General features: G+C 40.9%; 14 protein-coding genes. 9 read left to right on the forward strand and 5 right to left on the reverse strand.

Annotation, left to right across the window (positions count from 1 at the left end):
* Nucleotides 1–45: 45 nt before the first annotated feature.
* From clpP to J582_RS18450, 3 genes are all read left to right on the forward strand, one after another.
* Complete coding sequence (gene clpP / locus J582_RS18440) at nucleotides 46–651, forward strand: ATP-dependent Clp endopeptidase proteolytic subunit ClpP (RefSeq protein WP_000289452.1); 606 nt, start codon at nucleotides 46–48, stop codon at nucleotides 649–651.
* A 101-nt stretch (nucleotides 652–752) separates the two neighbouring features.
* Complete coding sequence (clpX, locus tag J582_RS18445; RefSeq protein WP_002053318.1) at nucleotides 753–2,066, forward strand: ATP-dependent Clp protease ATP-binding subunit ClpX; 1,314 nt, start codon at nucleotides 753–755, stop codon at nucleotides 2,064–2,066.
* Nucleotides 2,067–2,213: 147 nt separating this feature from the next.
* The gene (locus J582_RS18450) at nucleotides 2,214–2,930 is read left to right on the forward strand and encodes a DUF2846 domain-containing protein (protein WP_032048372.1); all 717 of its coding nucleotides are present in this window, start codon (nucleotides 2,214–2,216) and stop codon (nucleotides 2,928–2,930) included.
* Between the two features lie 24 nt (nucleotides 2,931–2,954).
* Here J582_RS18450 and J582_RS18455 read toward each other — a convergent pair whose 3' ends face one another.
* The 4 genes from J582_RS18455 to J582_RS18470 all read right to left on the reverse strand — a co-directional run bounded on the left by J582_RS18455 (nucleotide 2,955) and on the right by J582_RS18470 (nucleotide 8,793).
* Nucleotides 2,955–3,509 (reverse strand): DUF2059 domain-containing protein, encoded by a 555-nt coding sequence (locus J582_RS18455; RefSeq protein WP_004710671.1) that lies wholly within the window; start codon nucleotides 3,507–3,509, stop codon nucleotides 2,955–2,957.
* A 140-nt stretch (nucleotides 3,510–3,649) separates the two neighbouring features.
* Nucleotides 3,650–5,176: a fumarate hydratase gene (locus J582_RS18460; protein WP_002053445.1), complete on the reverse strand. Its 1,527-nt coding sequence runs from the start codon at nucleotides 5,174–5,176 to the stop codon at nucleotides 3,650–3,652.
* 226 nt (nucleotides 5,177–5,402) lie between these two features.
* On the reverse strand, nucleotides 5,403–7,547 hold the full coding sequence (gene pta, locus J582_RS18465; protein ID WP_032048374.1) for a phosphate acetyltransferase: 2,145 nt from the start codon (nucleotides 7,545–7,547) through the stop codon (nucleotides 5,403–5,405).
* A gap of 43 nt (nucleotides 7,548–7,590) precedes the next feature.
* Nucleotides 7,591–8,793, reverse strand: coding sequence for an acetate/propionate family kinase (locus tag J582_RS18470; RefSeq protein WP_032048375.1), 1,203 nt, complete (start codon nucleotides 8,791–8,793; stop codon nucleotides 7,591–7,593).
* Between the two features lie 761 nt (nucleotides 8,794–9,554).
* On the opposite strand from J582_RS18470, the gene edd reads away from it, so the two are divergent.
* The 5 genes from edd (at nucleotide 9,555) to J582_RS18495 (ending at nucleotide 15,936) form a co-directional block, all read left to right on the forward strand.
* Complete coding sequence (edd, locus tag J582_RS18475; RefSeq protein WP_032048376.1) at nucleotides 9,555–11,408, forward strand: phosphogluconate dehydratase; 1,854 nt, start codon at nucleotides 9,555–9,557, stop codon at nucleotides 11,406–11,408.
* Nucleotides 11,409–11,428: 20 nt separating this feature from the next.
* Nucleotides 11,429–12,049, forward strand: a complete 621-nt coding sequence (gene eda, locus J582_RS18480) for a bifunctional 4-hydroxy-2-oxoglutarate aldolase/2-dehydro-3-deoxy-phosphogluconate aldolase (RefSeq protein ID WP_002053427.1) — start codon at nucleotides 11,429–11,431, stop codon at nucleotides 12,047–12,049.
* 197 nt (nucleotides 12,050–12,246) lie between these two features.
* Nucleotides 12,247–13,605: a gluconate:H+ symporter gene (locus tag J582_RS18485; RefSeq protein ID WP_002053229.1), complete on the forward strand. Its 1,359-nt coding sequence runs from the start codon at nucleotides 12,247–12,249 to the stop codon at nucleotides 13,603–13,605.
* A 17-nt stretch (nucleotides 13,606–13,622) separates the two neighbouring features.
* Nucleotides 13,623–14,135 (forward strand): gluconokinase, encoded by a 513-nt coding sequence (locus J582_RS18490; RefSeq protein ID WP_004710666.1) that lies wholly within the window; start codon nucleotides 13,623–13,625, stop codon nucleotides 14,133–14,135.
* Between the two features lie 172 nt (nucleotides 14,136–14,307).
* Nucleotides 14,308–15,936, forward strand: coding sequence for an NADP-dependent glyceraldehyde-3-phosphate dehydrogenase (locus J582_RS18495; RefSeq protein ID WP_002053334.1), 1,629 nt, complete (start codon nucleotides 14,308–14,310; stop codon nucleotides 15,934–15,936).
* Nucleotides 15,937–16,042: 106 nt separating this feature from the next.
* Here the strand turns inward: J582_RS18495 and J582_RS18500 are convergent, their stop codons facing one another.
* Entirely contained in the window at nucleotides 16,043–17,308 is a 1,266-nt protein-coding gene (locus J582_RS18500) for a glutamate-5-semialdehyde dehydrogenase (protein WP_004883316.1), read from the reverse strand.
* 299 nt (nucleotides 17,309–17,607) lie between these two features.
* Between J582_RS18500 and J582_RS18505 the strand changes: the two genes are divergently transcribed.
* The coding region (locus tag J582_RS18505; RefSeq protein WP_212750367.1) for an alpha/beta fold hydrolase at nucleotides 17,608–18,373 on the forward strand (766 nt) is incomplete at its 3' end.

The raw sequence follows: 18,373 nt of genomic DNA on the forward strand, positions 1-18,373 counted from the left end.
TGTTGCCATAGGTTAAGTCACAAAAAATTTAGGAATAAATAACGTATGTATGTTCCAACAATTGAAAATGCTTTAGTTCCTGTTGTGGTTGAACAATCTTCTCGCGGCGAACGTTCTTTTGATATTTATTCACGACTTTTACGTGAGCGCGTCATTTTTCTAACTGGTGAAGTTGAAGACAACATGGCAAATTTGATTGTTGCTCAAATGTTGTTCTTAGAAGCTGAAAACCCAGATAAAGATATCCATCTTTATATTAACTCGCCTGGTGGTTCAGTCACTGCTGGTATGGCGATTTATGACACGATGCAATTTATCAAACCTGATGTAGTGACATACTGTATGGGGCAGGCTGCATCTATGGGTGCATTCTTATTAAATGCTGGTGCTAAAGGTAAGCGCTATTGCCTTGAAAATGCACGTGTAATGATTCACCAACCATTAGGTGGATTCCGTGGTCAGGCATCAGACATTGAAATTCATGCACGTGAAATTCTATTTATTAAAGAACGCTTGAATCGTTTGATGGCAGAACACAGTGGTCAAGACTATGACACGATTGCTCGTGATACTGATCGTGATAACTTTATGACTGCACAAGCAGCAAAAGAATATGGCTTAGTCGATCAGGTATTAAGTAAGCGTCCATAAGGGGAGTTTTTAAGTGGCTTGAGTTGTTAGAAAACGCCTCCATATAGTCATTTAACCCTATCGCTTGCCCTCATATTTAAGATTCTATTTGTGGAGAGAATATGTCCGAACATCCTCAAGGACAAAAACATTGTTCATTTTGCGGTAAAACGCAGTCTGAAGTCGGGAAACTGATTGCGGGCGAGGACGCATATATTTGTAATGAGTGTGTAGATGTCTGCTTAGACCTTGTACAAACCAGCCAACAGGTTGAAGCAGGTGACTGGGCGAGCAAGGCATTGCCAAAACCACATGAAATACGTGCTGCGCTTGATCAATATGTGATTGGTCAGGATCTTGCCAAAAAGACATTATCTGTTGCCGTTTATAACCATTATAAGCGTTTGAAAGTCGGGCAATCTGGTCATGTGTCTAAAGATGTGGAAATTGCTAAAAGTAACATTCTACTGATTGGACCTACCGGTTCAGGTAAAACATTACTTGCTCAAACATTGGCTCGTTTGTTAGATGTTCCGTTTGCTATGGCAGATGCGACTACTTTAACTGAAGCGGGTTATGTCGGCGAAGACGTTGAAAATATTGTACAAAAGCTTTTGCAAAAAGCGGATTACGATGTAGAGAAAGCTCAAAAGGGCATTATCTATATCGATGAAATCGACAAGATTACACGTAAATCTGAAAATCCGTCGATTACGCGTGACGTTTCTGGTGAAGGTGTACAACAAGCATTGCTTAAGATGATTGAAGGTACTGTAGCTTCAATTCCACCACAAGGTGGACGTAAACATCCGCAGCAAGAGTTCATTCAAATTGATACCTCAAATATCTTATTTATTTGTGGTGGTGCATTTGCTGGACTGGAAAAAATTGTACAACAACGCCAAGAGAAAGGCGGAATTGGCTTTACAGCTGACGTGAAGAAAAAAGATGAAAGCAAGAAAATTGCTGAATTGTTCCGTCAAGTTGAGCCGACTGACTTAGTAAAATTTGGTTTAATTCCAGAATTTATTGGTCGTTTACCAGTCATTGCAACGCTAGAAGAGCTTGATGAAGAAGCATTAATGCAAATTTTGACAGAACCAAAAAATGCATTAACTCGCCAGTACCAATACTTGTTTAACATGGAAAATGTTGACCTTGTATTTGAAGATTCAGCTTTACGTGCAGTTGCTAAGCGAGCGCTTGAGCGTAATACCGGAGCTCGTGGTCTACGTTCGATTTTGGAAAATGTTTTACTTGAAACAATGTATGACTTACCAAGCCGTACAGATGTAGGAACAGTTTTCATTAATGAAGCAGTCATTAATGGTGAAGCTGAACCTGTTTACAAGCCAGAACGTCAGCCTAAAGAAACAGCAACTCATGAAAGTGTTGCTAAGGCAGATTTAAAAGTAATTGATTCGAAGTCTGCTTAGATTTCATTCATCTAAAAAGCATGAATCGCGCGAGTGATTCATGCTTTTTTTGTTTTCAATTCATGTAGGTGGTGTTAATCTAAAAAAACAAAATACGCATAGTTTTGCGATATAGAAAAATCAAAAGAAAACGCTTTGAGGGATGTCATGCGTTATTTAATTATTGCATTAAGTTGTACCGCATTACTTGTGGGTTGCCAAAGTTCATCACACTTAGCAAAAAATTCAGGTGAGCTGACTGCGACTTTACCTAAAGTTGATGTAGATAAAGCACCCGGTGTATTTGATCAATATCATGTTGGTGGCTTTAGTATGGGTGGCTGGGTCAACCAAAAACTAGGCCAGACATTTGTACCGATTAAACCGCAAAATGAACATGCGGCAGTTGTCTATCTCTATCGGCCAGATACCAAATGGAACCGTCAGGAAATCGCAGCAATTAATTTGTTTGTAAATGGCAAACGAATTCCAAGTTTATTGCATAACCACTATTACTGGATTGAACTGCCAGCAGGAAGTTATCGTATTTCTGCCAGTCGTCCTTTATTAGGTATTCATTTCCAAGAGCCAAAATATATTGATATTACGGTCGATGCGGGAACATCTTATTATTTAAAATACGATGAAGAAAACAAAATGGACCGTGGTGAACACACTGGCCCATTTATGTTAATGCAGGAAAATATCGGACGTAGAGAGATTGCTTTTACTGAGCTTAAATCTTCTAGCTACAATTTTGTTGCTGAAGATACTTCAGGAAAAATACGTCATAAACCGCAAGAGCTAAAACCAGCTAAATATGATGAGAAGTCAGAAGTACATCTGATTAAACCATTTAAGTTGTGGAACCCTTTAACGTGGTAATGACCTACAAAGGATAAAGAAAAGTTAAGACTTTTCTTTATCTTTCATGAGTGGCGCAATAATTTTAAGCATCTCTTCTTGCATGTGATCACGTGCTTTAGGGTCATTAAAGGTTTGTTGACCCAGCTCCATCATATATTCTGAAATTTGCCCCATAATCTGTACGTTTTTACGCGTAATCGATTGGCCTTCTGGAGTTTTTAAAAATTTCAGATTTGCCTGAACTTCTTCTTCAGTATATGTCTTTAAATAAATATCTTGTAAGGCTTGCGTAGTTTTGGGGCTACTAATGAGCTGGTTACTCGAATCTTTTAACAGTAAGCCTAACTTTTTCGCTGCCTCTTTTTCTTTCGGGCCTAAAGTTTTGATGCCCGTAATATTAGTGATGATCTGTTCCGCTTGTTGATCATAATAAGGCGTTAATTCATTAATTGATTCTTTAAGCAAATAATCAATTTGGCTCATTTGCATGAGTTCTTTTACTGAACTTAATTTGGCAGGAGAAGCAAATAAGCTTGTCGTAATACAGCTTAGGCAGAGGCTGATTGAGAGATTTTTGAGAATAGGGCGGATAGTCATGAAATGACCTATATGCAGTTTATGGCGGGTGGGTGTATTTATTAATAGCACAGATTGGTGAATCAATTGTTACAATTCTTTTCAATTTCCAAAAAAATTACAAGGCATAAAAAAAGCACCGAATCCGGTGCTTTTCTTGATTAGCCTGCTGCGGCATCGATTACTGGAATTTTTCCAATTTTCGCTTGCCAGATTTTTGGAGCCACTGCGTGAATTGATGTACCGTTTACATCAACCGCTACAGATACAGGCATATCTTCAACTACAAATTTGTAGATTGCTTCCATACCTAAGTCTGCAAATGCAACAACTTCAGCTTCGCGAACAGCTTTAGATACGAGGTAAGCCGCACCACCAACTGCCATGAGGTAAGTTGCTTTATTGTCTTTGATTGCTTCAATTGCTGCTGGACCACGGTCAGCTTTACCAATCATACCGAATAAACCAGTATGCTCGAGTACTTTACGTGTGAATTTGTCCATACGTGTTGCAGTTGTAGGACCAGCAGGACCAACGACTTCATCACCCACTGGATCAACAGGGCCAACGTAGTAAATAAATTTACCTTTAAGATCAACTGGTAATTCTTCACCATTGTCGATCATTTCAACCATACGTTTGTGCGCAGCGTCACGACCTGTGTACATTGTACCGCTAAGAAGTAATGTGTCACCTGGTTTCCAAGAATCCATTTCTTCTTGAGTAATGGTATCAAGGTTTACGCGCTTAGATTGTGAAGAGTCCCAAGTGACTGAAGGGTAGTCTTCAAGTTTTGGTGCTTGAATATGAGCTACACCTGAACCATCAAGCTGGAAGTGAGCATGACGAGTCGCAGCACAGTTAGGAATCATACCCACTGGTTTGCCTGCAGCGTGACATGGATAATCTTTGATTTTAATATCAAGAACAGTCGTTAAACCGCCAAGACCTTGAGCACCAATACCAAGGGCATTTACTTTTTCAAAGATTTCGATACGAAGTTCTTCGATTTTGTTCTCTGGCCCACGGCGAAGTAATTCGTCCATGTTGATTTCTTCCATGAGTGCTTCTTTCGCAAGCATCATGGCTTTTTCAGCAGTACCACCAATACCGATACCGAGCATACCAGGAGGACACCAGCCTGCACCCATAGTCGGAACAGTTTTAAGTACCCAGTCAACAATCGAGTCAGATGGGTTAAGCATTGCAAGCTTAGATTTGTTTTCTGAACCACCACCTTTCGCAGCAACAGTAATATCTACCTTGTTACCCGGGACGAGTTTGTAGTGAATAACAGCAGGGGTATTGTCTTTTGTATTTTTACGACCAAATGCAGGGTCAGCAAGTACAGATGCACGAAGAACGTTACTGTTTTCAAGGTAGCCTTGGCGAACACCTTCGTTTACTGCATCGTCTAAGCTCATAGTTAAATCAAATTTAACATCTAAGCCCACTTCAAGGAAAACGTTAACAATACCAGTATCTTGGCAAATTGGGCGATGACCTTCCGCACACATGCGAGAGTTAATTAAAATCTGTGCAATTGCATCCTTTGCAGCTTTGTTTTCTTCGCGATCATAAGCACGGCTCATCGCTTGGATAAAGTCTTGCGGGTGATAGTACGAAATAAACTGTAGGGCGTCCTTGATTGATGTAATCAAGTCATCTTGTTTGATAATCGTTGTCATACCAGAAAATCTCTTGAGCGGGCTGTTAGCTAGCGGGCTAAATTATATGACAAAAACACAAACTTGTGGGGGATTGGTTGATCTTTTGACCGAAAGTCGAATAGGACTAGTGCTAAGTGTTTTAAAACTAAGAATAACCAAAAGGGAATGTTGTTATTTAAGAATAAAAAAAGCCATTTGAGCGGATATCAAATGGCGAGAGGTAGAAAAGATTAAATGATATTAATTATTTCGCAGCAGCCTGTTGTTCAGCCTGAATTGCTGTTAAGGCAATAGTAAAGACAATATCATCTACTAAAGCACCACGAGACAAGTCATTGACTGGCTTGTTTAGACCTTGCAGCATTGGTCCAACGCTGACTACATTTGCTGCACGTTGTACTGCTTTATAGGTCGTGTTACCTGTATTTAAGTCAGGGAAAATAAATACATTAGCTCGGCCAGCTACAGGTGAATTCGGCGCCTTTTGGCGTCCGACACTTTCAACGGAAGCTGCATCATATTGGAGTGGACCGTCAATCAGTAAATCAGGACGGCGTTGCTGTGCAATTTGAGTCGCTTGTTGTACTTTTTCAACATCCGCACCTGTTCCAGACGTACCAGTTGAATAGCTGATCATGGCAATACGTGGGTCAATTCCAAACGCTTTTGCAGAGTCAGCAGACTGAATCGCAATTTCAGCAAGTTGGTCGGCTGTAGGGTCTGGGTTAATTGCACAGTCACCGTAAACATATACTTCATCTGGTAAAAGCATAAAGAATATGGACGAAACTAAAGAGTAAGAAGGTGCGGTTTTAATCAGCTGAAAAGCAGGGCGCACGGTGTTAGCCGTGGTGTGAACTGCGCCTGAAACCAAACCATCTACATGATCTAGCGCCAGCATCATTGTGCCAAGAACTACGGTGTCTTGTAATTGATCTTTGGCTTGTAACTCATTGAGTTTGCCTTTGCGGAGTTCAACCATAGGTGCAACATATTGATTGCGAATGCTGTCCGGATCAATAATTTCCAAGTCTGCTGGTAATTCAATACCGCGTGCTTTTGCAACGTCTTGTACCGCATCTGGTTTTGCTAACAAAATACAATGCGCAATACCACGAGCCTGACATATAGCAGCAGCTTCAATAGTGCGTGGTTCATCGCCTTCAGGTAAGACAATCCGTTTTTTGGCTGCAATCGATTTTTGTACCAGTTCGTGACGGAATGCAGAAGGAGAAAGACGTGGTGTTGCTCCATTATTACTGTGTTGTTTAAGCCATTCGACATCGATATGACTTGAAACAAAACGAGTCACTTGCTCGGCACGCTCAGTGTCATCGGTTGGAATTTCATTACCAAAATCGGATAGGCGCTGTGCTGTTTCCAGTGTGTTTAAACGGGTATGTAAAATTGGCAACCCTTGTTTGATAGCACTTTGGCAGAACTCTAAAAGCTCAGGAGCAGGGGCTTCACGTTCAGTCAACACCAAGCCTGCCAGTGGAATACCATTACTGGTTGCTAAACTACTTGCAAGTAATACATCGGTACGTTCAGATGCACTAATAATCAGCTCACCTGCAATGAATTTATTAAGTTCATATTCAATACTTGAGGCAATTAAACTTGAGTGCAAAATACGACGTGTTTTCGCTTCGCCTTGATGTACCCATTGACCATCAATCACGTTCGCGATGTCTAAAGTTCTAGGTACACTTAAGGTATTACTAAATGGGACTAAACCAATAATTGGTAAATCGTTTGATCCAAAGTAGCGATTGTATTTTTGCAGTTCTGTCGTAAATTTTGCGATGTCTTCGGTTGGGCGTAGCGACGGATCGAATGCGACAGGTATTTGTGCTGTTTCCTCAGATAACCCACGTGTACGCATAAAGAGTACACCCGCTGTTCGATTAGAGGTTGGACCACCAAACTGCCGTAAGTGTGCTTCAACTTTCTCTGCTGTTTTACGTGGGTTTTGAATATCTGCTGTACTGACTAAAACCACTTCAGCATCGAGAGCTTGAGCAAGGCTCGCATTCAGCTCACTGGCAAAATGATCTTGCCCATTTGGCAATAAGCCTTCAACAATAATCACATTATTGTCTGCTGCAATACTGCGATGAAGACTTACCGCTTCTTCAAGTAGTTCATCGACTTCACCTGACGCAATGCGTTGGGTTAGTTTTTCATGAGAAATGGATTGAACAGTTTTACCTTGAAATAAGTGGCCAAATAAAGAGGTGGTCCGGTCTAAATTTTCTTGATCTACCTGAGAGAACGGTTTTAAAAAGCCTGCTTTAATCCCATTACAATCAAGTGCATAAATCATACCTAAACAGGCAGAGGTTAGACCTACCCCTTCACCTGTAGGAATTAATAAAATTGTATTCATATAAACCTATAAATAAATGAATAACGTTCTTTGACTTCTGTAATTAAGCAAGGCTCATTTCAGGAGATGTATTTGGTGAAACGTCTACAACCTGACGAGTTTCTTTGGCAATACGGCCTTCTTCATCGGTTGGAATCACCCAAATTTGTGGACCTGTACCGCTATCGATACGGCCTTCTGTACCACGTTTTAAGTTGTTATTTTGATCTTTATCGAGCTGTAAACCGAAGTGAGGTAAATAAGCTAGAGTTTTTTCACGAATATAAGCTGAGTTTTCACCGATACCACCTGTGAAGATCAGACCATCAATACTTGGTAAACCACAGCTTAAGGCAGCAAGTGATTTTGCAAGGCGATAGCTAAATACTTCTATTGCAAGGCGAGCATCCTCGTTGCCGTTTTCAGAAGCTTCAATCACTGTACGCATATCGTTAGAAAGTTGTGATAAGCCAAGTAATCCACTTTCGTTATTTAAAACTTTGTCTATTTTCGCTAAGTCCCAGCCAAGGTTTTTTGCAAGGAAGCTGTGTAAGCTTGGGTCGACATCACCACTACGGGTTCCCATTACAACGCCTTCAAGCGGAGTAAGGCCCATAGAAGTATCAACACTTTGTCCATTCCATACTGCACAAGTCGAGCTACCATTGCCCAAGTGTGCTGTTAGCCAACCACCTTTTTGGAAATTTCCAGCCAGTTCACTGCCTCGGTCAGACACATAAGCATGGCTTGTGCCATGGAAGCCATAGCGGCGAACGTTATGGTCTGTATATAAAAATTTCGGAATTGCATAACGGTATGCATGTGCAGGCATGGTTTGGTGGAATGCGGTGTCAAATACGGCAACTTGAGGCAATTCAGGAAATAGTCGCATTGTTGCTTCAATCCCAATTAAGTGAGCAGGGTTATGAAGCGGGGCAAGAGGCGTGGCTGCACGAATACGTTCTATAATTTCAGGGGTGAGTAATTCAGCTTTAGTAAGGCTTCCACCATGTACGACACGATGACCGATTGCTTGAGGTTTATAGTTTGCAAGACGTGCAAGTAAGGTTTCTAAAGCTTTGACGTGGTCAGCATAGGGAATTGAAAGCTCTAGCGGCTCTCCACCGACTGTAATTCCTTTAATACGAGCATCAGCTGCCCCTAAGTTTTCTGCTAAACCATAAATACGATCTTCACGACGCTCTGAAACCAGTGCGTATTTGATAGATGAAGAACCGCAATTAATAACTAATACTGATGTAGCCACGTTGAAATACCCAAGTCCTGATTTAAAAATAGTTTTCCTAACTTCCTGATCAAAAGGCATTAATTGCAATATGCACTAAGAGCAGGTTGTGATGTTTTAACATGTGTTGTTTTTCTGTCCAAGATAGACTTTAGCCCATTAGACTTAAGCACTATCGACCATTAAATTTTTTATAACTAATATTTGTTCAGTATAAAGCTTAACCACTGTATTCATTTATTTTTTGTAGATGAATTAAACAGTTTTTTGTATATATTTATGAAGAGTAAATTTATATTTAATGTAATTTTCAACTATTTGGTATAAATTTTTTAAGAAAAAGAAGTGATGTTATTTTAATCAAGCTCGATGAATGTATTACAAATAATATACGTAAATGAAATTAAGATTTAATCGTTTATATATAGGTTAAAATGAATAAATCATAAACATTTTTATTATAAAATTTAGTATAAAAAAACTGTGTTAATACATTTATAAAGATATTTTATTGCTTTGATATTATGAGAATTTTCTCATAGTTATTAGTGGCTAATATATAGGTAAATATAGTCAAAAATAAAACCAGCTTCTTGTTTAAAACTTAAACATAATTTGTATTTAATACTAATGCTCAGGTATTACCGTAAAGTTGTCTAGGGCTTGCATGTCGCTTTTTGCCTTAATAATATTGTTCCTCCCCCTTATCAAATGATGATGAAATATATCATTTGGTCTATTTTTATTGTTCCGGCTTATCCGGTTGTACAGGAGCGTCCAGCATGGACTTGCCGAATCCAATATTGGCAAAAGTTACCGAACGTGTAATTGCGCGTAGCCAAAAAACTCGTTCTGCATATTTACAACGTATTGAACATGCTCAAGGCAAATTTCCAGCTCGTGGAGCACTTTCATGTGCCAATCTGGCTCATGGATTTGCCGGCATGGAAGATAATGAAAAATTAATTATTAAAGTGGGGCGTGAACCAAATATTGGTATTGTGTCTTCTTATAATGAAATGCTTTCGGCACATGCCCCATATAAAACATTCCCTGACATTATAAAAACAGCTGCTCGCGAAAATGGCGGCGTTGCACAGTTTGCTGGTGGTGTACCGGCAATGTGTGATGGTATTACTCAAGGTAATGCCGGTATGGAATTGTCATTGTTTTCACGTGAAACAATTGCAATGAGTACAGCGATTGCACTTTCTCATAATATGTTTGACGCTGCATTGTGTCTCGGGGTATGCGATAAGATTGTGCCAGGCTTGCTGATTGGTGCTTTACAGTTTGGTTATCTACCAACTATTTTTGTACCCGCAGGTCCAATGAGCAGCGGTTTATCGAATGATGATAAAGCTAAAATCCGCCAGCAATTCGCTACAGGCCAAGTAGGTCGCGATGCCTTACTTGAAGCTGAGTCTGCTGCATATCATGGGCAGGGCACATGTACATTCTATGGTACTGCCAATAGTAACCAAATGTTGATGGAAGTGATGGGTTTACATTTGCCAAGTGCTGCATTTGTTCATCCTCACACACCACTACGTGACGCGCTTACTGCCGAAGCTGCTAAACGTGTACTTGACTTAACTGCTGAGCGAGGCAACTACACGCCAATTGGTCATGTTATTGATGAAAAAGCCATTATCAATGGCATTGTAGCTTTACTGGCTACAGGCGGTTCAACCAACCATACCTTACATCTTATTGCGATTGCACGTGCGGCTGGCATCTTAATTGACTGGGATGACTTTGATGAGTTGTCTGCTGTTGTTCCATTGCTCGCAAAAATCTATCCAAATGGTAAAGCCGATGTAAACCATTTCCAAGCAGCGGGAGGGGTGGCATTCCTTATTCGTAACTTACTTGAGGCTGGTTTACTACATAACGATGTGACGACAGTCGCTGGTAAAGGTTTACAGCACTACACTAAAGAACCGAAATTGATTGACGGTCAGCTCACTTGGGTTGACGGTGTGGTTCAAAGCCTTGATGACAAAGTACTCCGTAGTATTGATGCGCCGTTTCAGCCAGATGGTGGCTTGCGCTTAATGCAAGGTCGCCTTGGTCGTGGTGTTATTAAAATTTCTGCGGTTGCGCCAGAGCACCGTAAAGTGAAAGCACCAGCAATCGTATTTGACTCGCAAGAAGCGGTACAAGCGGCGTTTGATCGTGGTGAATTACACCGAGACTTTATTGCGGTGGTTCGTTTCCAAGGTGCTCGTGCGAATGGTATGCCTGAATTACACCGTTTAACGCCTGTGTTGGGTGTTTTACAGGATCAAGGTTTCCATGTTGCATTAGTGACTGATGGCCGTATGTCTGGTGCTTCAGGCAAAGTACCGGCAGTCATTCATTTGTCTCCAGAAGCGTTATTAAACGGTCCGATTGGAAAAGTTCAAACCGGAGATATGTTAATCATTGATGCTGAAGCTGGCGTACTCGATATTGAGTTAGATGAACAAACTTGGCAGTCACGCCCTGTTGCACAGCCAGAACATCAGGCTGAAAACGAAGTCGGTTTTGGACGTGAATTATTTGGTGTATTCCGTGCAGCAGCAGCGCCTGCTGAGCATGGTGCATCTGTGTTTGGTGCACTTGTTGGCGAAGAGCTACAAGCGCATATTTGAGACGAAGGAATTACAAAGTAATGAGCAAGATTGAAGATGTTGTCAAATTAGGCCCAGTAATTCCAGTGTTGGCTTTTGATTCTGCTGAACAAGGTGAGCATGTATCACGTGCGTTGCATGCTGGTGGTGTAAAAGTACTGGAAATTACTTTACGTACCGCTGCTGGTTTGGCTGCTATTGAGCGAGCGTCTCAGTTAGCAGATGACATTGTGGTGGGCGTAGGAACGATTACTAAGCCTGAGCATTGTGCTCAAGCTAAAAAAGCAGGCGCTAAATTCGGGGTATCTCCGGGTTTGACTAAGGACTTGCATCTGGCTGCGCAAGATGCGGGCTTGCCTCTTTTACCAGGGGTAATGACACCGAGTGATCTTATTCAAGCGATTGAATTGGGTTACGACATTGTGAAGTTTTTCCCTGCTCAACAGGCTGGTGGTGTAGAGATGCTAAAAGCATTTTATGGCCCATTTCCAAACTTACGTTTTTGTCCTACAGGTGGAATTACAGCCGAGTCAGCTCCAGATTTCTTGAAGCAACCTAATGTCGTGTGTGTAGGCGGGTCATGGTTAACACCTAAGCCCGTTGTCGCTGCACAAGATTGGGCTGAAATTACCCGTTTAGCCCAAATTGCAAGTCAGTTGTAAGTTTTACGAAAGTAATTGTGGTTTGAAAATCTAAAGTGTCTTTTAGGTGCTTTAGATTTTTTGTGATGCGGTGATTGGCGGATGCCAGTCATACAAAATATAAAAAATGAGTGCTTCAACAATGAGTATATCTCTGGTTGAAGAGCTTCGTTTGGGCAGTATGCCTAGATAGCATTATTCCAAGGAGAAAGTGTCACATGGAGACCGTTCAGGGTGGCATGTTGCTTATCTATACTTTAATCGCGATTGTTGCTTTGATTGTTATGATCGCGAAGTTTAGAATTTACCCCTTTTTAGTTCTTATTATTGTTTCTCTCGGTTTAGCTCTTGCAGTTGGCATGCCAATGGATGGGATCGTTAAATCATATGAGGCTGGTACCGGTAAAACATTAGGTCACCTTGCGATTGTGATTGCGCTAGGAACCATGCTTGGCAAGATGATGGCCGAGTCAGGTGGTGCGGAACGAATAGCAATTACTTTAATTAAATGGTTTGGTGAAAAACATATTCACTGGGCCATGATGTTCATTGCATTAATTGTGGGGCTTCCCGTATTTTTCGAAGTCGGTTTTGTACTTCTAATTCCAATTGCCTTCAACATTGCTAAACGCACAGGTAAATCATTGTTGGTTGTAGGTTTACCTATGGTTGCAGGTTTATCGGTCGTACACGGGTTGATTCCACCACATCCAGCAGCTTTGCTCGCGGTGCAGGCTTACCACGCCGACATCGGTAAAACTATTATGTACAGTTTGTTGGTTGGTGTCCCGACAGCGGTTGTTGCAGGTCCATTGTATGCATTATGGATCAACAAATATGTCAAATTGCCTGAAAACAATCCTTTAGCAAAGCAGTTTGTTGAAGCAGATGCTAACAAGACACGTGAATTACCAAGTTTTGGTATTACCTTATTTACGATCATGCTGCCAGTTGCATTGATGCTAGTTGGTAGTTGGGCAGATGTTTTCTTTGCTCCAAAAACTTTTCCAAATGAGTTATTACGCTTTATTGGTACTTCTGATATTGCATTGCTTATTGCTGTTTTGGTCAGCTTTATTACTTTCGGCACCATGCAGGGTTTCAACCGTGAACAAATCGAAAAGTTCTGTGGTGGGTGCTTGGCTTCAATTGCAGGTATTTTGTTGATTGTTGGTGCTGGTGGCGGTTTTGGCGGTATTTTAAGAGACAGTGGAATTTCTAATGAAATTGTATCTACTGCCTTAAAAGCAAACCTTTCACCATTGTTGTTAGGATGGCTTGTTGCAGCTCTTATACGCTTGGCGACAGGTTCGGCTACTGTTGCGATGGCTACGGCTTGTAGCATTGTTGCACCTATTGCGGCGGCGGCAGGTGTAGTGGTTAGACCTGAACTTTTAGTATTAGCAACAGGTTCAGGATCATTAATTTTCTCGCATGTAAACGATGCTGGTTTCTGGCTAATCAAAGAATATTTTGGAATGACAGTTGGGCAGACACTGAAGACTTGGTCTGTACTGGAAACAATTATTTCAGTACTTGGTTTGTCTTTCACATTGTTGCTTAGCGCTGTTTTGTAATTAGAGGTAGGTAATCCATGATTGTGATAGCTATGGGTGTCTGTGGAACAGGGAAAACCCTCATTGGTGAGTTGTTATCAGAGCGTTTGGCTTGTGAGTTCCTCGATGGCGATACGCTTCATTCCGCTGCAAATAAAAGCAAGATGAGCCAAGGTATTCCTTTAACTGATGAAGATCGCTTGCCATGGTTGCAAGCCATTCGTCAGGCAATTGAAACAAAACAAAGAGATGGTGAAACAGCTGTGTTTACATGCTCATCTTTAAAGCGGATGTATCGCGATATTTTAAGAGGGCAGGACCAGAATGTTAAGTTTGTATATCTAAAAGGTTCTTTTGAACTATTACAGCAAAGACTTGCAGAAAGATCTGGTCATTTTTTTGATCCATCATTGTTACAAACTCAACTAGATACATTAGAAGAACCTGATGTGAATGAGGCAATAGCAATTGATATTGCTCTCACACCAGAACAGATCATTGAACAAGTCATCCAGAAGCTAGGGGTGACTGATAGTGTGTGTCGGGGGTAAATTCATCTAGAAAATATCGAAACTATCACAGCCTTAAGATATTCACCTTGCATCTACGGTTCAAGCAAGGTGAGTACTGATAATAATAGTAGTATTGACCCGAATAAGACCTGATTACAGTGAAAGCTCGGTAGATATAAAAAGATATACAAAGAATAAGGTACTAAGAAGAATGAATCAGTTAAATAATTTACAGCATAAATTTCCAGTAGTGGACAGTATTCCTGAAAGTGTACGTCTGCCATCTCAAATTCATCAACGTGTCTCACTGGTGGACGGTGAGTTGAAGCTATGGGCTGGTCCAACCAAGAAAACATTATCTCCGATCTGGATTCAGCAGTCTGACGGTAGCCTACAGCAAGTTGAACTTGGTAGTTATCCAGTCATGGGCGAAAAAGAAAGTGATGAAGCTCTGGAAGCGGCAGTACGGGCTTACAACAATGGTCGCGGCGAATGGCCAATGATGAAAGTTGGTGAGCGCATCGCTTGTATGCAGAATTTCATTCAGCGCATGGTAGAGCAACGAGATCTGATTATTAAGCTGATCATGTGGGAAATTGGCAAGAGCTTGGCTGACTCAGAGAAAGAGTTTGATCGTACTATTACCTATATGCGTCAAACCATTGATGCTTTAAAAGATCTGGATAATGCTAACTCTCGCTTTGTAATTGCTGAAGGTACTATTGGTCAAATTCGTCGTACTCCATTAGGTGTTGTGTTGTGTATGGGACCATACAACTACCCATTGAATGAAACCTTCGCAACCCTCATCCCAGCTATGCTAATGGGTAATACCATTATTTTTAAACCACCTCAATTTGGAACTTTACTATTTGAACCATTGCTAGAGGCATTCCGAGATTCATTTCCAAAAGGCGTAATCAATACTATCTATGCACCCGGTTCTCTGGTAGTGCCTCACTTATTAGCGTCAGGGCAAATTAATGTATTGGCACTGATTGGTTCTAGTAAAGTGGCTGATCACTTGAAAAAGCAACATCCAAAATCCCATCGTCTGCGTGCGATTTTGGGGTTGGATGCGAAGAATGCAGCCATCATTTTGCCTGATGCTGACTTAGACCTGACAGTGAAAGAGTGTCTACTGGGTGCATTGTCTTTCAATGGTCAGCGTTGTACAGCTTTGAAAATGCTGATGGTGCACCGCTCAATAGCCGATGAATTTGTTAATCGTTTAACGACTGAGCTGGCTAAACTGAAAGTAGGTATGCCGTGGGAAAAAGGCGTCTCTATTACGCCGTTACCGGGTATGCACCGTACCGCTTACATGACTGAAGTGATTGAAGATGCTGTGGCAAAAGGGGCTAAAGTGGTTAATCCGGAAGGTGGTGAATTCTGCAAAACCATGTTCTATCCAGCTGTCGTTTATCCAGTGACTGAGGGGATGAGACTATATCGCGAAGAACAGTTTGGGCCAGTGGTACCAGTTGCTGTTTATGATGATATTGAAACTGTATTGGATTATGTCACTACTTCTGATCATGGTCAGCAGGTGAGTATTTTTGGTAGTGACCCAGCGCAAATTGGTCATTTGGTCGATACACTGGTACATCAAGTTTGTCGTGTAAACATCAACTGTCAATGTCAGCGTGGTCCTGATGTATTCCCATTTGGTGGCCGTAAAGATTCTGCAGAAGGTACACTGTCTGTGCATGATGCGCTTCGTGCATTCTCGATTCGCTCTATGATTGCGGCTAAACAGACTGATGACAGTAAAGGTATGCTGGCTTCTATGGTGTCTGAGCATTATTCAAAATTTGTGAATACCGACTTTATTTTCTAATTAATATACGATTAAAAAAAATCAGCCCTCGGGCTGGCTTTTTTATGGGAAATAACAAAATAAAAACGCCTGATATGGATCAGGCGTTTTTATTTAAATAAGGGACTTATTGACGAATTTGACCGTCACCTAACACAATCCATTTTTGAGAAGTTAAACCTTCTAAGCCAACAGGGCCGCGTGCATGGATTTTATCAGTTGAGATACCAATCTCAGCACCTAAACCATATTCAAAGCCATCAGCAAAACGAGTTGAGGCATTAACTACGACTGAACTTGAATCTACACGAGCCAAGAACTGACGAGCTAAAGTATAGTTTTCAGTCACAATTGCATCGGTATGATGCGAACCATATTTATTGATATGGTCAATTGCTTCATCAATACCACTAACCACTTTAACAGCAAGAATTGGTCCTAAATATTCGGTATACCAATCTTCTTCTGTCGCAGGTTTTACAGAAGCGCCTAAAATACGACGTGTTTCTGGACAGCCACGGAGTTCGACTTGTTTTTCAGCATAAAGTTCAGCAATACGTGGTAAGAAAACGTCTGCAATTTTTTCATCAACAAGCAGTGTTTCCATCGCATTACAAACACCGTAACGATGTGTTTTGGCATTCAATGTAATTGGTAATGCTTTTTGTAAGTCTGCCTGTGCTTCAACAAATACATGGCAATTACCATCAAGATGCTTAATGACAGGAATACGCGCTTCGTTGGTTACACGCTCAATTAGGCTTTTGCCACCACGTGGAACAATTACATCTACGTATTCTGCCATGGTAATGAGGTGACCAACCGCTGCACGGTCAGACGTTTCAATGACCTGTACCGAATGCTCAGGTAAACCAGCAACTTTTAAACCATGCTTAATCGCTTCTGCGATTGCTTTGTTTGACTCAAGTGCTTCTGAACCACCACGTAAAATAATGGCATTGCCCGATTTAATTGCTAAAGATGCAGCTTCAAGTGTTACGTTTGGGCGTGATTCGTAAATCATACCTACTACACCCAAAGGCACACGCATTTTTCCAATTTGAATACCTGTGGGGCGATATGCAAGATCCGTAATTTCCCCAATTGGATCGACAAGCGCGATCACATCTTTTAAACCTTGCAACATCCCTTTAAAGCGTGCGGGTGTAAGCTCAAGACGATCAAGTAAGGCGCTATCAAGCTTGTTGTTACGGCCTTTTTCCATGTCGAGTTGATTCGCCGCCAAGATTGCTGCCTGATTATTTTCTAAAGCAGTATAAATAGCAGAGAGTGCATGATTTTTAAGCGAAGTCGAAGCACTTGTTAAAACACGTGAAGCCTCACGTGCTTGTTGCCCGACTTTTTGCATATATTGTTCAATTGAATCTTGCATAGCAGTTTTTAATCATTTACCAATGACTACGATAGTAGCAGTCAAATGCGGAACAATGAATGGCTTTTTTTGAAAAATGTGACCGCTATAAAAAAACATTTAAATATTTTGCAAACTATTCGCGGCTTAAACAAGATGAGCGGTCATTTCAGCGATTGCGTATATTTCAGACAATTGTTTAGAATGGACTTGTGCAATACAAACTAATACAAATTTTAAAGATTTGTGCATAAAAGATTACATGTTCAAGAAGGAACTCTTGCAGCATAAAAAAATTACAGCAAGGAGGAAGCAAGGATATGAATTCCATTATTCAAATGGATTCGGAGATAAACCAAGCTTATGCCGGTTTTGGGTTTTTCGATATCTACCATAGAGATAGTTTTAAACAGCCAGCTCGTACGACATGGATTGACGGTTGGAAAATTGAATACATGGCGATTGCAGACCCAAAAACCATTCACAAAACACCGATTGTGATTGTTGGTGGTGCTTTTCAAAATTTTAACTCTTATAAATATTGTGTTGAGCAACTGTTTGAAAGTGGCCCGGTCATTTTAATCGACTTGCCATCTATGGGCGCAAATCAACAAATTACCAATCGAGATACCGGAATTTCTGCTGGAACATTAGAACTACCTGATTTGTCCGCAATGTTAGGTCGCTGGTTAGATATTGTGGGAATTCAAAAAGTTTCTGTAATGGGAATGTCGTTGGGTTCAGTTGTTGCTTCTTGTTTTGCTTATCACCGTCCAGATTTAATGGACCGTATGATTTTAATGGGTGTCATGCAAAAGACCCGTAAAAGTTGGCGGATGATTTTGGAAGAATCACTCAAACTCATGCAAGAAAACCGTATGGAAGAGTTTGGACAAGCGGTGATTCTATATTTGGTGAATCATGCCAAATTAGATAAAACACGTATGTCACCGACAGCTAAAAAATTATTTTTTAGGCAAATGGCTGAGTTTACGGGGACCGAGCGTGAACGTTATGACATTAACTGTAATCGACTTTTACGCTTAACAGATGTACCGATTCCACAGTGTAAAACACTGGTCGCAG

Origin of the sequence: Acinetobacter sp. 1566109, from assembly GCF_000582255.1 — a bacterium.
Taxonomy (GTDB): Bacteria; Pseudomonadota; Gammaproteobacteria; order Pseudomonadales; family Moraxellaceae; genus Acinetobacter; species Acinetobacter nosocomialis.